Here is a 16,859-nt window from a genome sequence, read left to right as displayed (position 1 = left end):
ATAACATGCTATAACATTTAGAGACAGACCAGAGAGCCAGTCAATTAGACTGGCTCTCGCGTTTGTATCAGCAGAATTTTAAATTAAAAAAACAATATATTCTTTAGATTTCGAGTCGTAGCCAACACTCCTGCGGCTTGAAAGATGAAGGATAGATACTTAGGAAAGCAGGGTGGGACAACGCATACCCGTTACGCTCGGCAACATCTCGCCGCTTGCGCTCAAATCGTTTCGTCCCGGAAAACTCGCCATTGTTTGTGAAGGAGGCGGGCAGCGCGGGATTTTTACAGCCGGTGTGCTGGATGAATTCATGCGCGCTAATTTCAACCCTTTCGAGCTTTTCCTCGGTACCTCCGCCGGGGCACAAAACCTTTCTGCTTACGTTTGTCACCAGCCTGGTTACGCCAGAAGAGTGATTACGCGATTTACCACAACCCGTGAATTTTTTGATCCTCTGCGCTTTGTGCGCGGCGGGCATCTCATCGATCTCGACTGGCTAGTGCAATCTACCTCCACCAAAATCCCGCTCTCCATGATTACGGCGGAAAAGCTGTTTGCGTCGGGAAAAGCGTTTTATATGTGTGCCTGCCGCAGCGATGATTACACTCCGGGCTACTTTTCACCAGACAGCGGTTCCTGGCTGAATCTGCTTAAAGCTTCCAGTGCGATTCCGGGTTTTTATCGCGCTGGCGTAGAAATTGACGGCATAGGCTACCAGGATGGCGGAATCAGTGATGCTGTGCCGGTAAGAGAGGCGATGCGCCTGGGAGCCGATACGCTGGTGGTGATTCGCACGGTTCCGTCGCAGATGTACTACACGCCTGAATGGTTTAAACGTATGGAGCGCTGGCTTGGCGACAGCAGCCTGCAACCGCTGCTTAACCTGGTCCATCACCATGAAGCCAGCTATCGCGAGATTCAAAGTTTTATCGAGAAGCCTCCGGGTAAACTGCGTATTTTCGAGATTTACCCGCCAAAACCGTTGATGAGTATGGCGTTAGGGAGCCGTTTACCGGCGCTGAATGCAGATTATAAAACGGGCCGTTTATGTGGCCGCTATTTCCTGGCTACCGTGGGCAGGCTGCTTGTGGATCACCCGCCCATTAAACGCCATTATCCACGTATCGTTGTGCCTGGCCCGATTAAGGTTCCCTCTGTGGTGGTGACTCAGGAACCTTTATCCAAAGCAGTTATTGAGACGCCGGAAGCCAATGATTCAACTTTTAATAATGAGGATTCTGCGTGACGATGACGTTTTACGATACCCACTGTCACTTCGATTTCCCTCCTTTTAGCGACGATGAGCCCAATAGCCTGCAACTGGCGGCGCTGGCGGGCGTTGAAAAAATCATTGTCCCTGCGATTGAAGCTGACCGGTTTAGCAAAGTTCTGGCGCTGGCGGATAACTATCCCGCGCTGTACGCCGCCCTTGGCTTGCATCCGATCGTGATTCACAAACATCAGGATGCTTCTCTGGCGTTGCTTGAACATCATCTGCACCAGCGCCCGCAAAAACTGGTGGCGATTGGTGAGATTGGCCTTGATCTGTATATGGAAAATCCGCTGTTCGATAAACAAGAAGCGATGCTGGATGCACAACTCAAACTGGCTAAACGTTACGATCTGCCGGTCATTCTTCATTCACGGCGTACGCACGATAAACTCGCCGCTCATTTAAAACGCCATGATTTGCCCCGCACGGGCGTGGTGCATGGCTTTGCGGGCAGTCTGCAACAGGCTGAACGTTTCGTGGCGTTAGGCTACAAAATTGGTGTCGGTGGAACGATAACGTATCCGCGAGCCAGCAAAACGCGCGACGTCATAACGCATTTACCGCTTAGCGCTCTGGTGCTGGAAACTGACGCTCCGGATATGCCGCTCAATGGCTGGCAGGGGCAACCCAACCGCCCGGAACGCATTGCTGACGTTTTTCAAACGCTTTGTTCGCTGCGTTCGGAACCCGCCGATGTGCTGGCTCATGCCATAATTCATAACTGTGATGAATTATTCCAACTGAAATAGTCAGTAACAAAATGTGACGTGACTCAACTTCTAAGACAAACGTTTCCCTGGATTTGTAGAAATACGTGATTGCCATAGCAATTGGCCGGGCTGGTGAGGCTATAATCCCGCCCGCTGTTGGCTTTTAGCTTGGTTTTCTTTTTCCAATCAATACACAGGGATTCTGTATGCAACTACTCATGGGATTGATCGGCATGATCGTTCTGCTGCTGATCGCCGTTTTACTTTCCAGTAATCGCAAAGCGATTAATCTCCGCACCGTTGTTGGCGCATGGCTCATTCAGGTCGGCATCGGGGCGCTAATCCTGTATGTTCCGGTCGGTCGTAAAGTTCTGCTCGCCATGTCTGAAGGGGTCGCGAACGTTATCGGCTACGGTAACGCCGGTATCTCCTTCCTGTTCGGTGGGCTGGTTTCGGACAAAATGTTTGAAGTCTTTGGCGGCGGTGGTTTTGTTTTTGCCCTACGTGTTCTGCCAATTATCGTCTTCTTCTCCTCACTGATTGCTGTGCTCTACTATTTGGGCATCATGCAGTTTGTTATTCGTATTCTCGGCGGCGGCCTGCGTAAGATTCTGAAAACCTCTCGTACAGAATCTCTTTCTGCCACAGCAAACATCTTTGTTGGTCAGACCGAAGCCCCACTGGTTGTGCGTCCTTATATCGCTACCATGACGCGCTCAGAACTGTTCGCAGTAATGTGCGGTGGTCTGGCATCCGTTGCGGGTTCTGTGTTGGCGGGTTATGCGCAAATGGGCGTGCCGCTTGAATATCTGATTGCCGCATCCTTCATGGCAGCACCGGGCGGTTTACTGTTCGCGAAAATCATCCTGCCTGAAACTGAAACACCAAACGATGCGCCAGAACTGGAATCCATGAAAAACGATCCAGATCGCCCGGCGAACGTGCTGGATGCCGCTGCATCTGGTGCCGCTTCGGGTATGCAACTGGCCCTGAACGTGGGCGCAATGCTGCTGGCGTTTGTGGCGTTGATTGCCCTGCTTAACGGCATGCTTTCCGGCATCGGTGGCTGGTTCAACTATCCGCAACTGTCTATGGAACTGATCCTGGGCTGGGTGTTCTCACCTCTGGCATGGGTTATCGGTGTGCCGTGGAGTGAAGCCAATGTGGCGGGCTCTTTCATCGGCCAGAAGCTGATCATCAACGAATTTGTGGCATACCTGAACTTTGGGGAATACCTGAAAGATGATGCGACCGTTGCGGCGGCTGGCCTGCAAGTTCTCTCCGATCACACTAAAGCCATTATTTCCTTTGCGCTGTGTGGTTTTGCTAACCTTTCTTCTATCGCTATCCTGATTGGTGGCCTGGGAAGCATGGCGCCGAACCGTCGTCATGACATTGCGCAGTTAGGTCTGAAGGCTGTAGCAGCAGGTACGCTGTCAAACCTGATGAGTGCAACGATTGCCGGTGTCTTCCTGGCGCTATAAAAGCTGAATGTTATAATTATAACATTTCTGTGAAATCAATGGCTGGCGCCTGCGCCGGCCATTTTTTATGCCTGCATGATTATTTTTCTCTGATCTATCGTTGTTAAATCACATATACTGTAGAAAGCATGTAATTTTACCTTTGGCTTTTGTGAGGCAAAACACAAAATCATCTGGCGGGTGAATGTTATAATTATAACATTGCTACTGATGATGTGCGGTGAGAAGGATCTCAACGTGAGGGTGACTCGTGTTACCTCTGCTCTTCAAGGAACCAAGTCCGCTCCAACGTGTTGAGTTTCGCAGCCAGAAACTTTTATATCTTTTGTTGGAGAGTATTTATGACCGATTTAACTGCAAGCAGCCTGCGCGCCCTGAAATTGATGGACCTGACCACCCTGAACGACGATGACACTAATGAAAAAGTGATCGCGCTCTGCCATCAGGCCAAAACCCCAGCCGGCAACACCGCAGCGATTTGTATCTATCCGCGTTTTATCCCAATTGCGCGTAAAACGCTGAACGCACAAGGCACGCCTGATATCCGTATTGCCACCGTGACTAACTTCCCGCACGGCAACGACGACATCGAAATCGCGCTGGCGGAAACCCGCGCGGCTATCGCTTACGGTGCTGACGAAGTTGATGTGGTATTCCCGTACCGCGCGTTGATCGCAGGCAACGAGCAAGTGGGTTTTGAGCTGGTGAAAGCCTGTAAAGAAGCCTGTGCTGCAGCTAACGTTTGGCTGAAAGTGATCATCGAAACCGGCGAACTGAAAGAAGAGGCGCTGATTCGTAAAGCGTCTGAAATTTCTATCAAAGCGGGTGCTGATTTCATCAAAACCTCTACCGGTAAAGTGCCAGTCAACGCAACGCCTGAAAGCGCGCGCATCATGATGGAAGTGATTCGTGATATGGGCGTTGAAAAAACCGTTGGTTTCAAACCGGCTGGTGGCGTACGCACTGCTGAAGACGCAGCCCTGTTCCTGTCTATTGCTGATGAATTGTTTGGTGCTGATTGGGCTGATTCCCGTCACTACCGCTTTGGTGCTTCCAGCCTGCTCGCGAGCCTGTTAAAAGCGCTGGGTCATGGCGACGGTAAAAGCGCTAGCAGCTATTAATATCTTCCTTGCGGCGGTTTCCCCGCCGCATTTCACCTGATGAACTCAGGGGGTTACCTTGTTCCTCGCTCAAGAAATTATTCGTAAAAAACGTGATGGTCACGCGCTAAGCGATGAGGAAATTCGTTTCTTCATCAATGGTATTCGGGATAACACTATCTCTGAGGGGCAGATTGCTGCACTCGCCATGACCATCTTCTTCCACGACATGACTATGCCGGAACGCGTATCACTGACCATGGCGATGCGAGATTCGGGAACCGTGCTGGACTGGAAGAGCCTTAACCTGAACGGCCCAATCGTTGATAAACACTCAACGGGCGGCGTGGGTGATGTGACCTCTTTAATGCTTGGCCCAATGGTGGCGGCATGCGGTGGCTACATTCCAATGATCTCTGGCCGCGGTTTGGGCCACACCGGCGGTACGCTGGATAAACTCGAAGCGATTCCTGGTTTCGATATTTTCCCGGACGATAATCGTTTCCGCGACATCATTAAAAATGTCGGCGTGGCGATTATCGGCCAGACTAACTCCCTCGCACCGGCTGACAAACGTTTCTACGCGACGCGTGACATTACCGCGACCGTAGATTCCATCCCGCTTATCACCGCGTCAATTCTTGCGAAGAAACTGGCCGAAGGTCTGGACGCGCTGGTGATGGACGTGAAAGTGGGTAGCGGCGCCTTCATGCCAACCTACGAGCTTTCTGAATTACTGGCCGAAGCGATTGTTGGCGTGGCGAACGGCGCAGGCGTGAAAACGACCGCGCTGCTGACCGACATGAACCAGGTGCTGGCATCCAGCGCGGGTAACGCCGTTGAAGTGCGCGAAGCCGTGCAGTTCCTGACTGGCGAATACGTCAACCCTCGTCTGCATGAAGTCACCATGGCGCTGTGCGTGGAAATGTTACTTTCCGGCAATCTGGCGAAAGATGACAAAGAAGCACGTCTTAAACTGCAAGCTGTGCTGGATAACGGCAAAGCGGCGGAAGTGTTTGGACGCATGGTCGCGGCACAAAAAGGCCCGGCTGATTTCGTCGAGAACTATGCGAAATACCTGCCAACGGCGGTTCTCAGCAAAGCCGTTTATGCAGACCGCGCAGGCTTCGTCAGTGAAATGGACACCCGTGCGTTAGGCATGGCAGTGGTTTCCATGGGCGGCGGCCGTCGCCAGGCTTCGGATACTATCGACTACAGCGTTGGTTTTACTGATATGGCTCGTCTGGGCGAAAGCGTGGATACCACACGTCCGCTGGCCGTGATTCATGCCGCAAGTGAAACCCAGTGGCAGGAAGCAGCCCGCGCTATAAAAGCGGCAATCAAAGTTAACGGTACAGAACCAGTCGAAACACCCGTCGTGTATCGCCGTATTAGTTAAATACTGGCATACTGATCTGATCACTTTTTGAAACGCCTTCGGGCGTTTCAGGCGCAACGACGCAGGAGAAATTATGAAACGTGCATTTATTATGGTGCTGGACTCTTTCGGCATTGGCGCGACTGAAGATGCTGACCGCTTCGGCGACGTTGGCTCTGATACTTTTGGTCATATCGCAGAAGCTTGTGCAAAAGGCGAAGCAGACCATGGCCGTAAAGGGCCTCTGCATCTGCCAAACCTGACGCGTCTGGGGCTGGTTAAAGCCGCAGAAGGCTCTACCGGTAAAATCCCAGCGGGTATGGACGGTAACGCAGACGTTATCGGGGCATATGGTTGGGCGCATGAGCTCTCATCAGGTAAAGATACTCCGTCAGGCCACTGGGAAATTGCTGGTGTGCCTGTGCTGTTTGACTGGGGCTATTTCAGCGACCATGAAAACAGCTTCCCGCAAGAACTGCTGGAAAAGCTGGTTAAACGTGCCAATCTGCCGGGTTATCTCGGTAACTGCCACTCTTCCGGTACCGTAATTTTGGATCAACTGGGCGAAGAGCATATGAAAACCGGCAAGCCGATTTTCTATACCTCTGCTGACTCCGTGTTCCAGATTGCCTGCCACGAAGAGACTTACGGTCTGGATAAACTCTACGAACTGTGCGAAATCGCACGCGAAGAGCTGACCGAAGGCGGCTACAACATTGGTCGTGTCATCGCTCGTCCGTTTATCGGCGACAAAGCGGGTAACTTCCAGCGTACCGGTAACCGCCATGATCTGGCTGTTGAACCACCCGCTCCAACCGTGTTGAAAAAACTGGTTGATGAGAAAAATGGTCAGGTTGTTTCTGTGGGTAAAATTGCGGATATCTATGCTGAAGTCGGTATCACCAAAAAAGTGAAAGCGACAGGTCTGGATGCGTTATTTGATGCCACTATCAAAGAGATGAAAGAAGCGGGCGACGAGACTATCGTCTTCACTAACTTCGTTGATTTCGACTCCTCTTACGGCCACCGTCGTGATGTTGCGGGCTATGCCGCCGCGCTGGAACTGTTTGACCGCCGTTTGCCTGAGCTGATGGAACTGCTGAAAGAGGACGATATTTTAATCCTCACCGCTGACCACGGCTGTGACCCAACCTGGCAAGGTACCGACCATACTCGCGAGCACATTCCAGTGTTGGTCTACGGCCCGAAAGTGAAAGCCGGTTCTCTGGGCCACCGTGAAACCTTCGCGGATATCGGTCAGACGGTGGCCAGTTATTTTGGCACGTCTCCAATGGACTACGGCAAAAACATGCTGTGATTTTGTCGGGCGGCTGAATTGCCGCCCGCACTGAACCTCTTTAAACAAGGAATAAAAAGATGGCAACGCCTCATATTAATGCAGAGATGGGTGATTTCGCAGACGTCGTACTGATGCCGGGCGACCCGCTGCGCGCAAAACATATTGCAGAAACCTTCCTGGAAGATGTTCGTGAAGTTAACAACGTGCGTGGCATGCTAGGTTTCACCGGGACTTACAAAGGCCGCAAAATCTCTGTAATGGGTCACGGTATGGGTATCCCGTCCTGCTCCATCTACACCAAAGAGCTGATCACTGATTTCGGCGTGAAGAAAATCATTCGCGTGGGTTCTTGCGGCGCGGTACGTGCTGACGTGAAACTGCGTGATGTGGTTATCGGCATGGGTGCTTGCACCGATTCCAAAGTGAACCGTCTGCGTTTCAAAGACCATGACTTCGCAGCTATCGCTGACTTCGACATGGTGCGTAATGCGGTTGATGCGGCTAAAGCGCTGGGCGTTGATGCTCGCGTAGGCAACATCTTCTCTGCCGACCTGTTCTATACTCCGGACCCGCAAATGTTTGACGTAATGGAAAAATACGGCATCCTGGGCGTGGAAATGGAAGCGGCGGGTATCTACGGTGTGGCAGCAGAGTTCGGTGCGAAAGCCCTGACTATCTGCACAGTGTCTGACCATATCCGTACTCACGAGCAAACCACTGCAGAAGAGCGCCAGACTACCTTTAACGACATGATCAAGATTGCTCTTGAATCTGTGTTACTGGGCGACAAAGAGTAAGTTTTATAAGGGCGCTGTACTGCGCCCTTAATCTTTATCTATTCATACTCTCTTCATCTTTAAAACCCTTAGTTTTACCCTTCAATAATTTAGCGCTATAAATCTATTCAAGTATCTATTCATGAATCTATTCATATGAGCCTGCTGACAGATCTGTTATTGCATGGGGCACAGCCTGCGAGTTTATTGCGTCAGAAACTGGGTATTAGCCAGGCGACATTCTCACGCTTTGTGAATGCTGAAAGCGATGTTGTTAAATTTGGTCATGCCCGAGCAACCCGCTATGCCTTGATTCGACCTGTACGCAATATGCGGGTGTTCCCGCTATGGCAAATAGATGATGCAGGCCAGGCCTGGCATTTTGGTCAGTTGTATCCGGTTTGGCCGCAAGGCAGTTGCCTGGTGATATTAAAAAATGGCGAAACTCAGTGGTTTGATGGACTACCCTGGTATTTGACCGATTTACGTCCCCAGGGTTTTTTAGGAAGAGCCTGGGGGCGGCGAATCGCTCAGCTTTCAGGATTGCCGGAAGATATCCGTTTGTGGCAGGAAGAAGATGTGTTGTGGGCGCTATCACAGCAGGCACCTGAAAATCTGGGAGGGTGGTTAGTCGGCGAGCAGAGCTATCGCCGTTGGTTTGATGCGCCGACCCAGCCGTTAATTTCCGAAGCCAGTAAACTCGCGGTCTACCAGGATTTTGCAAAATTCGCGCTGGCTGGTGAAGTTGTGGGGTCGTTTGCCGGTGGCGAGCAACCCAAATTTTCTTGCTATGCACAGACCGAATCCGGGGCTGCGCAGGTTATCGTCAAATTTACTCCGCCCGTGCAGAATGAAAATAGCCAGCGCTGGAGTGATTTGCTGCATTCTGAAGCGCTCGCGCTAAATGTTCTGAACCAGGCGGAGATCCCCGCATCTCAGGCTCGCGTGCTGAGAACCGCACAGCAGCAAACTTTCCTTGAAGTGGTACGTTTTGATTGTGTCGGTATGCAAGGGCGCAGAGGGATCGTCTCCCTTGAAGCCGTGCAGTGTGAATTTGTCAGTGGACCGAAGCCCTGGCCGGCAGCCGTAGCTGAATTGCTGGCGCAAAAAGTGGTTGAGCCATTTACGTTGCGGCTGACCCAAAAAATTTGGGCATTTGGGCGACTGATTGCTAACAGTGATATGCATGCGGGCAATCTTTCATTCTTTCTCTCGGACAAGCCACTCATGCTTGCCCCGGTCTACGACATGCTACCCATGGCTTTTGCTCCTAACAGCGCCGGTAGCATGCGCCAGCAGCCCACAACTGTGCAGATAGACCCTGAAATACCTAAAGATATTTGGCTGGAAATGCTGCCTTTTGCTCAGCATTTCTGGCTCGAAGTGAGCCAGAATTTGCAAATCAGCGAAGGGTTTCGGGAACAAGCTTTGCAAATGACGCAACAGCTAAAAGAAGTTGAAACTCGTATTCAGCGTCTCGCTTAACGCACCGTCTGTGCAATCCAGGCACTCAACTCACGCAGTTCCATTTCCTGTTCCGGGAAATCAGCAATCAGCGTTTCGCACTGCTGTTGCAACATATCGCTGCGATACAAACAGCCTTGCAAACGAGCCGCCAGCGCTTCAAGCGGGGCGGGATTCAGGCTGTCGGTAAATATCTGCGTGCGGGTGATATGCCCTTTCTCAACGTCGAAATGCAGCTCTACGCCGCCCCAGGTAAAACGCTGATCCAACAAATGGCTAAAGGCAGGAGCCTGGCCGAAGTTCCACTCCCAACTGCTTTGCCGCGCGAAAGTTTCAGCGAAGCCGGGTAAATCTGGCAATGCATCCGGGGAGATGTGCTCCGCTTCTACGCGCTCGCCGTAGTAAGCAAAGAATGATTCGCGCACCACATCGCAAATTTGCTCATGTGTCAGGCCAGGCAGGAGATCGCTGAGGTTTGCCACGCGCCCGCGCACCGAAGTAATACCTTTCGCCTGAAGTTTTTTCTCATCAGGATTGAGGTAATTTGCCAGGCGGCTTAAATCGGCATTCAGTAACAGTGTGCCGTGATGGAAACCGCGATCCATTGTCTCTTTGTAAGCCGAACCTGAAACTTTGCGCGCCCCATCGGGCGTTGCGACTTCCAGATCGTTGCGTCCCGAAGCGTTCGCACTAATTCCGAGGGAATTAAGCGCATTCACCACGATGGCGGTAGAGACACTTTTATCGTATTCCGGTTTGCCCGCCATAAACGTAAAGCAGGTATTGCCCAGATCGTGGAACACCGCGCCGCCACCGCTGCTGCGCCTTGCCAGCCGCACGTTGTCTTCTTCCATGCGCCGGGTATTGCACTCTTTCCACGGGTTTTGCGCGCGGCCAATAACCACCGTATCCGCATTGCGCCACAGAAAGAGCACGCGCTGCGTGGCGGGCATCTGGCGGAAAATACACTCTTCCACCGCCAGGTTGAACCACGGATCATATGAATCAGAAATAAGCAGGCGTAGCGTTGTCATAGCAGAAATCCTTTCTTATTTAAGGTTTAGTGGCGCTCTGATCGTCTTCATCTTCCTTCACTTCGGCATTCGCAGTAAGAAGGAAAGGAGACTGCTGCCAGCGGGTGCGTTTGCCCTGTAAAAGCGTACGCGTCAGTACCATGCCGATTGCCAGCGCCAGTAACATCATCAGGCGCAGAATGTTGGTCGTGTTATCCACCTGTTTGGCTTCGGTGGCGAGCGTGTGGGTATCGAGAGTAATACGCAAATACCCCACCGGCCCGTCTTTATCTTCAATGGGTTGCACGATTTGCTGATTAAAATAGCTTCCTGCTTTTTTACCATCCAGCGCAAGCCTGTCGCGCACACCAATCCCTTCACCGGCTCGGGCGATTTGGCCGCCGCTATCGTCATACACGCCTGCATCCAAAATGCGGCTGTCTTTAGTTAATAAAGCCAGCACGACGGAGATCTTTTTCTCATCCGGATTTTCAGATTTCATCATTGGTAGCAGGTTAAAACTCACCTGGCGTGCCAGCGTTCTTGCCAGCTCTTCAAGCTGGACATTACGGGCTTGTTGATGCCCCTGGCTAAACCACGATGCGCCCTGCATTAACGCGACTAAAAGTGCGAGGCAGATAAGCACAATTACTGCACGATGCAGCCTGAATTTCATTTTTGCCCGAGCCATAATGCACCTTAGGAAAATTGATTACTTTAATGTTGCCAGAAGCCGCACAGACAAGGTAGCCTCATGCGTTGTTTTATACCCCTCATCCTTCAAGCTGCAGGGGTGAGCGTCCTGGCCGCCTACCTGCAACTCGAATGCGAATCGGTATACTCTGGCCTTTATCTTTATTCTGGAGCTGTAATGCCAAATAGTCTGACCTGGTGCGACCTGCCCACCGATGTCTCCCTCTGGCCTGGGTTGCCGCTATCGTTAAGTGGCGATGAAGTTATGCCACTCGATTACCGTGCTGGCCGCAGCGGCTGGCTTCTGTATGGTCGGAATCTGGATAAAGAGTGCCTGAATCGCTATCAACGTAAGCTCGGTGCGGCGATGGTTATTGTTACCGCATGGTGTGTTGAAGATTATCAGGTAATTCGCCTGGCGGGCTCTTTAACGCCGCGCGCGACCAAACTGGCTCATGAAGCTGGGCTGGACGTTGCTCCGCTTGGCAAAATTCCCCATTTACGTACGCCAGGCCTGCTGGTGATGGACATGGACTCCACCGCCATCCAAATCGAATGCATCGATGAAATTGCCAAACTGGCAGGAACCGGCGAAATGGTGGCTGAAGTCACCGAACGCGCCATGCGCGGTGAGCTGGACTTCACCGCCAGCCTGAGGCAACGCGTCGGCACGCTTAAAGGGGCGAACGCCTCTATTTTGCGTCAGGTTCGTGATGAACTGCCGTTGATGCCAGGCCTGACGTCGCTGGTTCTCAAGCTTGAATCATTGGGTTGGAAAGTGGCGATTGCGTCCGGCGGATTCACCTTCTTCGCAGAATACCTGCGCGAAAAACTGCATCTGCATGCGGTAGTGGCAAACGAGCTGGAAATTTGCGACGGCAAGCTGACGGGCGAAGTGATTGGTCAAATCGTCGATGCGCAGTTTAAAGCCGAAACGCTCAAGCGCCTGGCGGATAAATATGAAATCCCCGTCGCGCAAACTGTCGCTATTGGCGACGGTGCAAATGATTTACCGATGATTCAGTCTGCCGGTTTGGGCATTGCCTTCCACGCAAAACCAAAAGTAAATGAGAAAACAGAAATCACCATCCGTCACGCCGACTTGATGGGTGTATTCTGTATTCTTTCCGGCAGTCTTATTCAGGAAGAACGTTAATGGCGAAAGCTCCGAAACGCGCATTTGTCTGTAATGAATGTGGGGCAGATTATCCTCGCTGGCAGGGGCAGTGCAGCGCCTGTCACGCATGGAACACTATCACGGAGGTGCGCATTGCCGCCTCTCCGACCGTTGCGCGTAACGAGCGTTTGTCCGGCTATGCTGGCAGCGCAGGCGTCAGCAAAGTACAAAAACTTTCTGATATTAGCCTCGAAGAACTGCCACGTTTTTCCACCGGCTTCAAAGAGTTTGATCGCGTCTTGGGCGGCGGTGTCGTACCTGGCAGCGCGATTCTGATTGGCGGTAACCCCGGTGCCGGTAAATCCACGCTGCTACTGCAAACGCTGTGCAAACTCAGCGAACAGATGAAAACGCTGTATGTGACGGGCGAAGAGTCGTTACAACAAGTCGCGATGCGTGCGCATCGTCTGGGTTTACCCACCAACAACCTGAACATGCTTTCAGAAACCGGCATCGAACAAATCTGCATGATCGCCGAAGAAGAAGCCCCGAAGCTGATGGTTATCGACTCCATTCAGGTCATGCACATGGCTGACGTGCAATCGTCGCCGGGCAGCGTGGCGCAGGTGCGTGAGTCTGCGGCTTATCTGACGCGCTTTGCTAAAACCCGTGGCGTGGCGATTATCATGGTGGGTCACGTCACCAAAGATGGCTCGCTTGCAGGGCCAAAAGTGCTTGAACACTGCATCGACTGCTCGGTAATGCTCGACGGCGATGCTGATTCCCGCTTCCGTACTTTGCGCAGTCATAAAAACCGTTTTGGGGCGGTGAATGAGCTGGGCGTATTTGCCATGACGGAGCAGGGGCTGCGCGAAGTGAGTAACCCTTCCGCCATCTTCCTCAGCCGTGGTGATGAAATCACGCCGGGCAGCTCGGTGATGGTGGTATGGGAAGGGACGCGCCCGCTGCTGGTAGAGATTCAGGCGCTGGTGGATCAATCCATGATGTCCAACCCGCGCCGTGTCGCTGTTGGCCTTGAGCAAAACCGTCTGGCGATTTTGCTGGCCGTGCTCCACCGCCACGGTGGTTTGCAAATGGCGGACCAGGACGTGTTTGTGAACGTGGTTGGCGGGGTGAAAGTTACCGAAACCAGTGCTGACCTGGCGCTGCTCTTAGCGATGGTTTCCAGTCTTAGAAACAGAGCGCTGCCTCAAGATCTCGTGGTGTTTGGCGAAGTGGGTTTAGCGGGGGAAATTCGCCCGGTGCCAAGCGGCCAGGAACGTATTTCCGAAGCGGCAAAACACGGCTTTAAACGCGCGATTGTTCCGCAGGCCAACGTACCAAAAAAACTACCGGAAGGGATGCAGGTTTTCGGTGTGAAAAAACTCGCTGATGCACTCTCAGTTTTTGACGACTTATAATTGATTATTCGCCCATTTTTGCAGGAGGCAGCATGTCGTCTTTCGAATATCTGAAGACCGCTATTCGTCAGCAGAGCGTGACTCTGCAGCAAGTTGCAGAAGCCTGCGGCATGACCAAAGGCTATTTAAGCCAGTTACTAAATGCCAAAATCAAAAGCCCAAGTGCCCAAAAACTTGAAGCATTACACCGTTTCCTGGGGCTGGAATTTCCACGACGCGAGAAAACCGTCGGCGTGGTTTTCGGTAAGTTCTACCCGCTGCATACCGGGCATATCTATTTAATCCAGCGCGCCGCAAGCCAGGTTGATGAACTGCATATCATCATGGGCTATGACGAAACGCGCGACCGCCTGCTGTTTGAAGACAGCGCTATGTCTCAACAGCCCACCACCGGTGACCGCCTGCGCTGGCTGCTTCAAACCTTTAAATACCAGAAAAACATTCGTATTCATTCGTTTAATGAAGAAGGCATGGAGCCGTATCCGCACGGTTGGGATGTCTGGAGCCGCGGTATCAAAGCCTTTATGGAAAGCAAAGGGATTAATGCCGACCGTATTTACACCTCGGAAGAGGGCGATGCCCCGCGGTTTATCGAGCAGCTCGGCATCGAAACGGTGCTTATCGATCCGAAACGTACGTTTATGAATATCAGCGGCGGGCAGATTCGTGAAAACCCGTTCCGTTACTGGGAATATATTCCGACAGAAGTTAAACCGTTTTTTGTCAGAACTGTGGCCATTCTTGGCGGTGAATCGAGCGGTAAATCATGGATGGTGAATAAGCTCGCCAACATTTTCAACACCACCAGTGCCTGGGAGTATGGACGGGACTATGTCTTTTCTCACCTTGGCGGTGACGAAATGGCGCTGCAATATTCTGACTATGACAAAATCGCCATCGGCCATGCACAGTATGTTGATTTTGCAGTGAAATATGCCAATAAAGTGGCGTTTATTGACACCGACTTTGTCACCACGCAGGCGTTTTGCAAAAAGTACGAAGGGCGTGAACACCCGTTTGTGCAGGCGCTGATCGACGAATACCGTTTCGATCTAGTGATTTTGCTTGAGAACAACACGCCGTGGGTGGCCGATGGATTGCGCAGCCTGGGCAGTGATACGGACCGAAAGTCCTTCCAGAATCTTTTGGTCGAAATGCTAGAAGAAAACAATATCAGCTACGTTCATGTGGAAGAGTCTGACTACGATTCGCGTTTTTTACGCTGTGTGGAGCTGGTGAAAAACATGATTGGCGGGCAGGCATAGTCTCTGCTGATTTGTTGGGTGGTGCCAGCGCTTTCCCGGCCTACATGGTGTAGGGGGGCGCCATCCAGCGGATTATCAACGGACCCAGCCAAAACAGAAGGGGCGCTTTGAGCGCCCCTTTTTACTACTTGGTCACACGTTTGTACTTAATACGCTTAGGCTCAAGCGCATCCGCACCCAGGGTGCGTTTCTTGTACTCTTCGTATTCGGTAAAGTTGCCTTCAAAGAATTCAACTTTGCCTTCATCCTGGTAATCCAGAATGTGAGTCGCGATACGGTCCAGGAACCAACGGTCGTGCGAGATAACCATCGCACAGCCCGGGAATTCCAGCAGGGCGTTTTCTAACGCGCGCAGGGTTTCGATATCCAGGTCGTTTGTTGGTTCATCAAGCAGCAGTACGTTGCCGCCAACTTGCAGCAATTTCGCCAGATGCAGACGGCCACGCTCACCACCGGACAGTTCACCAACGCGTTTACCCTGGTCAACGCCTTTAAAGTTAAAGCGGCCCACATAAGCGCGGCTTGGCATTTCGGTGTTGCCGATACGCATGATGTCCTGCCCGCCGGAAACTTCTTCCCACACGGTTTTGCTGCCATCCATTGCGTCACGGAACTGATCGACGGATGCCAGTTTAACGGTTTCACCCAGTTCGATGGTGCCGCTATCAGGTTGTTCCTGGCCGGACATCATACGGAACAGAGTAGATTTACCTGCGCCGTTCGGGCCGATGATCCCCACAATCGCACCTTTCGGCACGGAGAAGGACAAATCGTCAATCAGCAGACGGTCGCCGTAGGATTTACGCAGGTTGGTAACCTCAACGACTTTATCGCCCAGGCGAGCACCTGGTGGAATAAACAGTTCGTTAGTTTCGTTACGTTTCTGGTATTCGGTGTTGTTCAGTTCTTCAAAGCGAGCCAGACGCGCCTTACCTTTAGACTGGCGGCCTTTCGCGCCCTGACGAACCCACTCCAGCTCTTTCTCAATGGATTTACGGCGAGCCGCTTCCGTTGAGGCTTCCTGAGCCAGACGTGCGTCTTTCTGCTCAAGCCAGGAGGAGTAGTTGCCTTCCCACGGAATACCTTCGCCGCGGTCAAGTTCCAGAATCCAGCCCGCAACATTATCAAGGAAGTAACGGTCGTGGGTGATCGCCACAACGGTACCTTCGAAGTCGTGCAGGAAGCGCTCGAGCCATGCCACGGATTCTGCATCCAGGTGGTTCGTTGGTTCGTCGAGCAGCAGCATGTCAGGTTTTTCAAGCAGCAGGCGGCACAGAGCTACACGGCGGCGCTCACCACCAGACAAGTTAGCAATTTTTGCGTCCCAATCTGGCAGGCGCAGGGCATCGGCCGCGCGCTCCAGTTGGACATTCAGGTTGTGACCATCATGCGCCTGAATGATCTCTTCAAATTTGCCCTGCTGTGCAGCGAGCTTATCGAAGTCAGCATCGGGTTCGGCGTACTTCGCATACACCTCATCCAGACCTTTGAGGGCGTTAACGACTTCAGAAACCGCTTCTTCAACAGATTCGCGAACCGTGTGCTCCAGATTGAGCTGTGGTTCCTGCTGTAAATAGCCAATTTTAATACCCGGTTGCGGGCGGGCTTCGCCTTCGATGTCGGTATCAATGCCGGCCATAATGCGCAGCAGCGTGGATTTACCGGCACCGTTCAGACCCAGTACACCAATCTTGGCGCCAGGGAAGAAACTGAGCGAGATATTTTTCAGAATATGACGTTTCGGCGGAACAACTTTGCCGACACGATGCATGGTATAAACGAATTGAGCCACAATGCGACTTCGCCTCTTTTTCGTGATTTAAGGGGGAGCTTATCAATGGCGAAGTGTAGCCGTTTTCACCAGC

14 protein-coding genes are annotated in these 16,859 nt (G+C 52.1%); 11 read left to right on the top strand and 3 right to left on the bottom strand.

The genetic code is table 11. The features are described from left to right. Positions 1–172 precede the first annotated feature (172 nt). The 8 genes from AB1E22_RS06445 to yjjJ all read left to right on the top strand — a co-directional run bounded on the left by AB1E22_RS06445 (position 173) and on the right by yjjJ (position 9,506). Positions 173–1,246 carry a patatin-like phospholipase family protein gene (locus AB1E22_RS06445; protein ID WP_367594600.1) on the top strand — a complete coding sequence of 358 codons (1,074 nt, stop codon included), beginning with the start codon at positions 173–175 and terminating at the stop codon, positions 1,244–1,246. Then, complete coding sequence (locus AB1E22_RS06440) at positions 1,243–2,022, top strand: TatD family hydrolase (protein WP_367594599.1); 780 nt, start codon at positions 1,243–1,245, stop codon at positions 2,020–2,022. The genes AB1E22_RS06445 and AB1E22_RS06440 overlap by 4 nt, the downstream gene beginning before the upstream one ends. Positions 2,023–2,189: 167 nt before the next feature. Further along, positions 2,190–3,467: a NupC/NupG family nucleoside CNT transporter gene (locus AB1E22_RS06435; protein WP_367594598.1), complete on the top strand. Its 1,278-nt coding sequence runs from the start codon at positions 2,190–2,192 to the stop codon at positions 3,465–3,467. 341 nt (positions 3,468–3,808) lie between these two features. After that, the gene (gene deoC / locus AB1E22_RS06430) at positions 3,809–4,588 is read left to right on the top strand and encodes a deoxyribose-phosphate aldolase (RefSeq protein ID WP_367594597.1); all 780 of its coding nucleotides are present in this window, start codon (positions 3,809–3,811) and stop codon (positions 4,586–4,588) included. A 58-nt stretch (positions 4,589–4,646) separates the two neighbouring features. Next, positions 4,647–5,966 (top strand): thymidine phosphorylase, encoded by a 1,320-nt coding sequence (deoA, locus tag AB1E22_RS06425; protein ID WP_367594596.1) that lies wholly within the window; start codon positions 4,647–4,649, stop codon positions 5,964–5,966. Between the two features lie 73 nt (positions 5,967–6,039). Then, on the top strand, positions 6,040–7,263 hold the full coding sequence (deoB, locus tag AB1E22_RS06420; protein ID WP_367594595.1) for a phosphopentomutase: 1,224 nt from the start codon (positions 6,040–6,042) through the stop codon (positions 7,261–7,263). A gap of 59 nt (positions 7,264–7,322) precedes the next feature. Beyond that, on the top strand, positions 7,323–8,042 hold the full coding sequence (gene deoD / locus AB1E22_RS06415) for a purine-nucleoside phosphorylase (protein WP_367594594.1): 720 nt from the start codon (positions 7,323–7,325) through the stop codon (positions 8,040–8,042). Positions 8,043–8,177: 135 nt separating this feature from the next. Then, the gene (gene yjjJ, locus AB1E22_RS06410; protein WP_367594593.1) at positions 8,178–9,506 is read left to right on the top strand and encodes a type II toxin-antitoxin system HipA family toxin YjjJ; all 1,329 of its coding nucleotides are present in this window, start codon (positions 8,178–8,180) and stop codon (positions 9,504–9,506) included. On the opposite strand, the gene lplA is transcribed toward yjjJ, so the two are convergent. Together lplA and AB1E22_RS06400 are read right to left on the bottom strand one after the other, a co-directional pair. Continuing rightward, positions 9,503–10,519 (bottom strand): lipoate--protein ligase LplA, encoded by a 1,017-nt coding sequence (gene lplA, locus AB1E22_RS06405; RefSeq protein WP_367594592.1) that lies wholly within the window; start codon positions 10,517–10,519, stop codon positions 9,503–9,505. The genes yjjJ and lplA overlap by 4 nt on opposite strands. A gap of 19 nt (positions 10,520–10,538) precedes the next feature. Further along, a complete protein-coding gene (locus tag AB1E22_RS06400) occupies positions 10,539–11,189 on the bottom strand; it encodes a YtjB family periplasmic protein (protein ID WP_367594591.1) in 651 nt (216 codons plus the stop codon). Between the two features lie 180 nt (positions 11,190–11,369). Between AB1E22_RS06400 and serB the strand changes: the two genes are divergently transcribed. From serB to nadR, 3 genes are read left to right on the top strand one after another with little or no spacing between them, the layout of a single operon-like run. Further along, positions 11,370–12,347 (top strand): phosphoserine phosphatase, encoded by a 978-nt coding sequence (serB, locus tag AB1E22_RS06395; protein WP_367594590.1) that lies wholly within the window; start codon positions 11,370–11,372, stop codon positions 12,345–12,347. Further along, on the top strand, positions 12,347–13,729 hold the full coding sequence (gene radA, locus AB1E22_RS06390; RefSeq protein WP_367594589.1) for a DNA repair protein RadA: 1,383 nt from the start codon (positions 12,347–12,349) through the stop codon (positions 13,727–13,729). Before serB ends, radA begins: the two co-directional genes overlap by 1 nt. 32 nt (positions 13,730–13,761) lie before the next feature. Further along, on the top strand, positions 13,762–14,994 hold the full coding sequence (gene nadR / locus AB1E22_RS06385; RefSeq protein ID WP_367594588.1) for a multifunctional transcriptional regulator/nicotinamide-nucleotide adenylyltransferase/ribosylnicotinamide kinase NadR: 1,233 nt from the start codon (positions 13,762–13,764) through the stop codon (positions 14,992–14,994). A 124-nt stretch (positions 14,995–15,118) separates the two neighbouring features. On the opposite strand, the gene ettA is transcribed toward nadR, so the two are convergent. Next, a complete protein-coding gene (gene ettA, locus AB1E22_RS06380) occupies positions 15,119–16,786 on the bottom strand; it encodes an energy-dependent translational throttle protein EttA (RefSeq protein ID WP_367594587.1) in 1,668 nt (555 codons plus the stop codon). Positions 16,787–16,859: the final 73 nt, after the last annotated feature.

This window comes from Buttiauxella gaviniae (genome assembly GCF_040786275.1).
In the GTDB taxonomy this organism is placed as follows: Bacteria; Pseudomonadota; Gammaproteobacteria; order Enterobacterales; family Enterobacteriaceae; genus Buttiauxella; species Buttiauxella gaviniae_A.
Note: the sequence above shows the minus strand (reverse complement) of the source record. Positions and strands in the feature narration are given on the sequence as shown.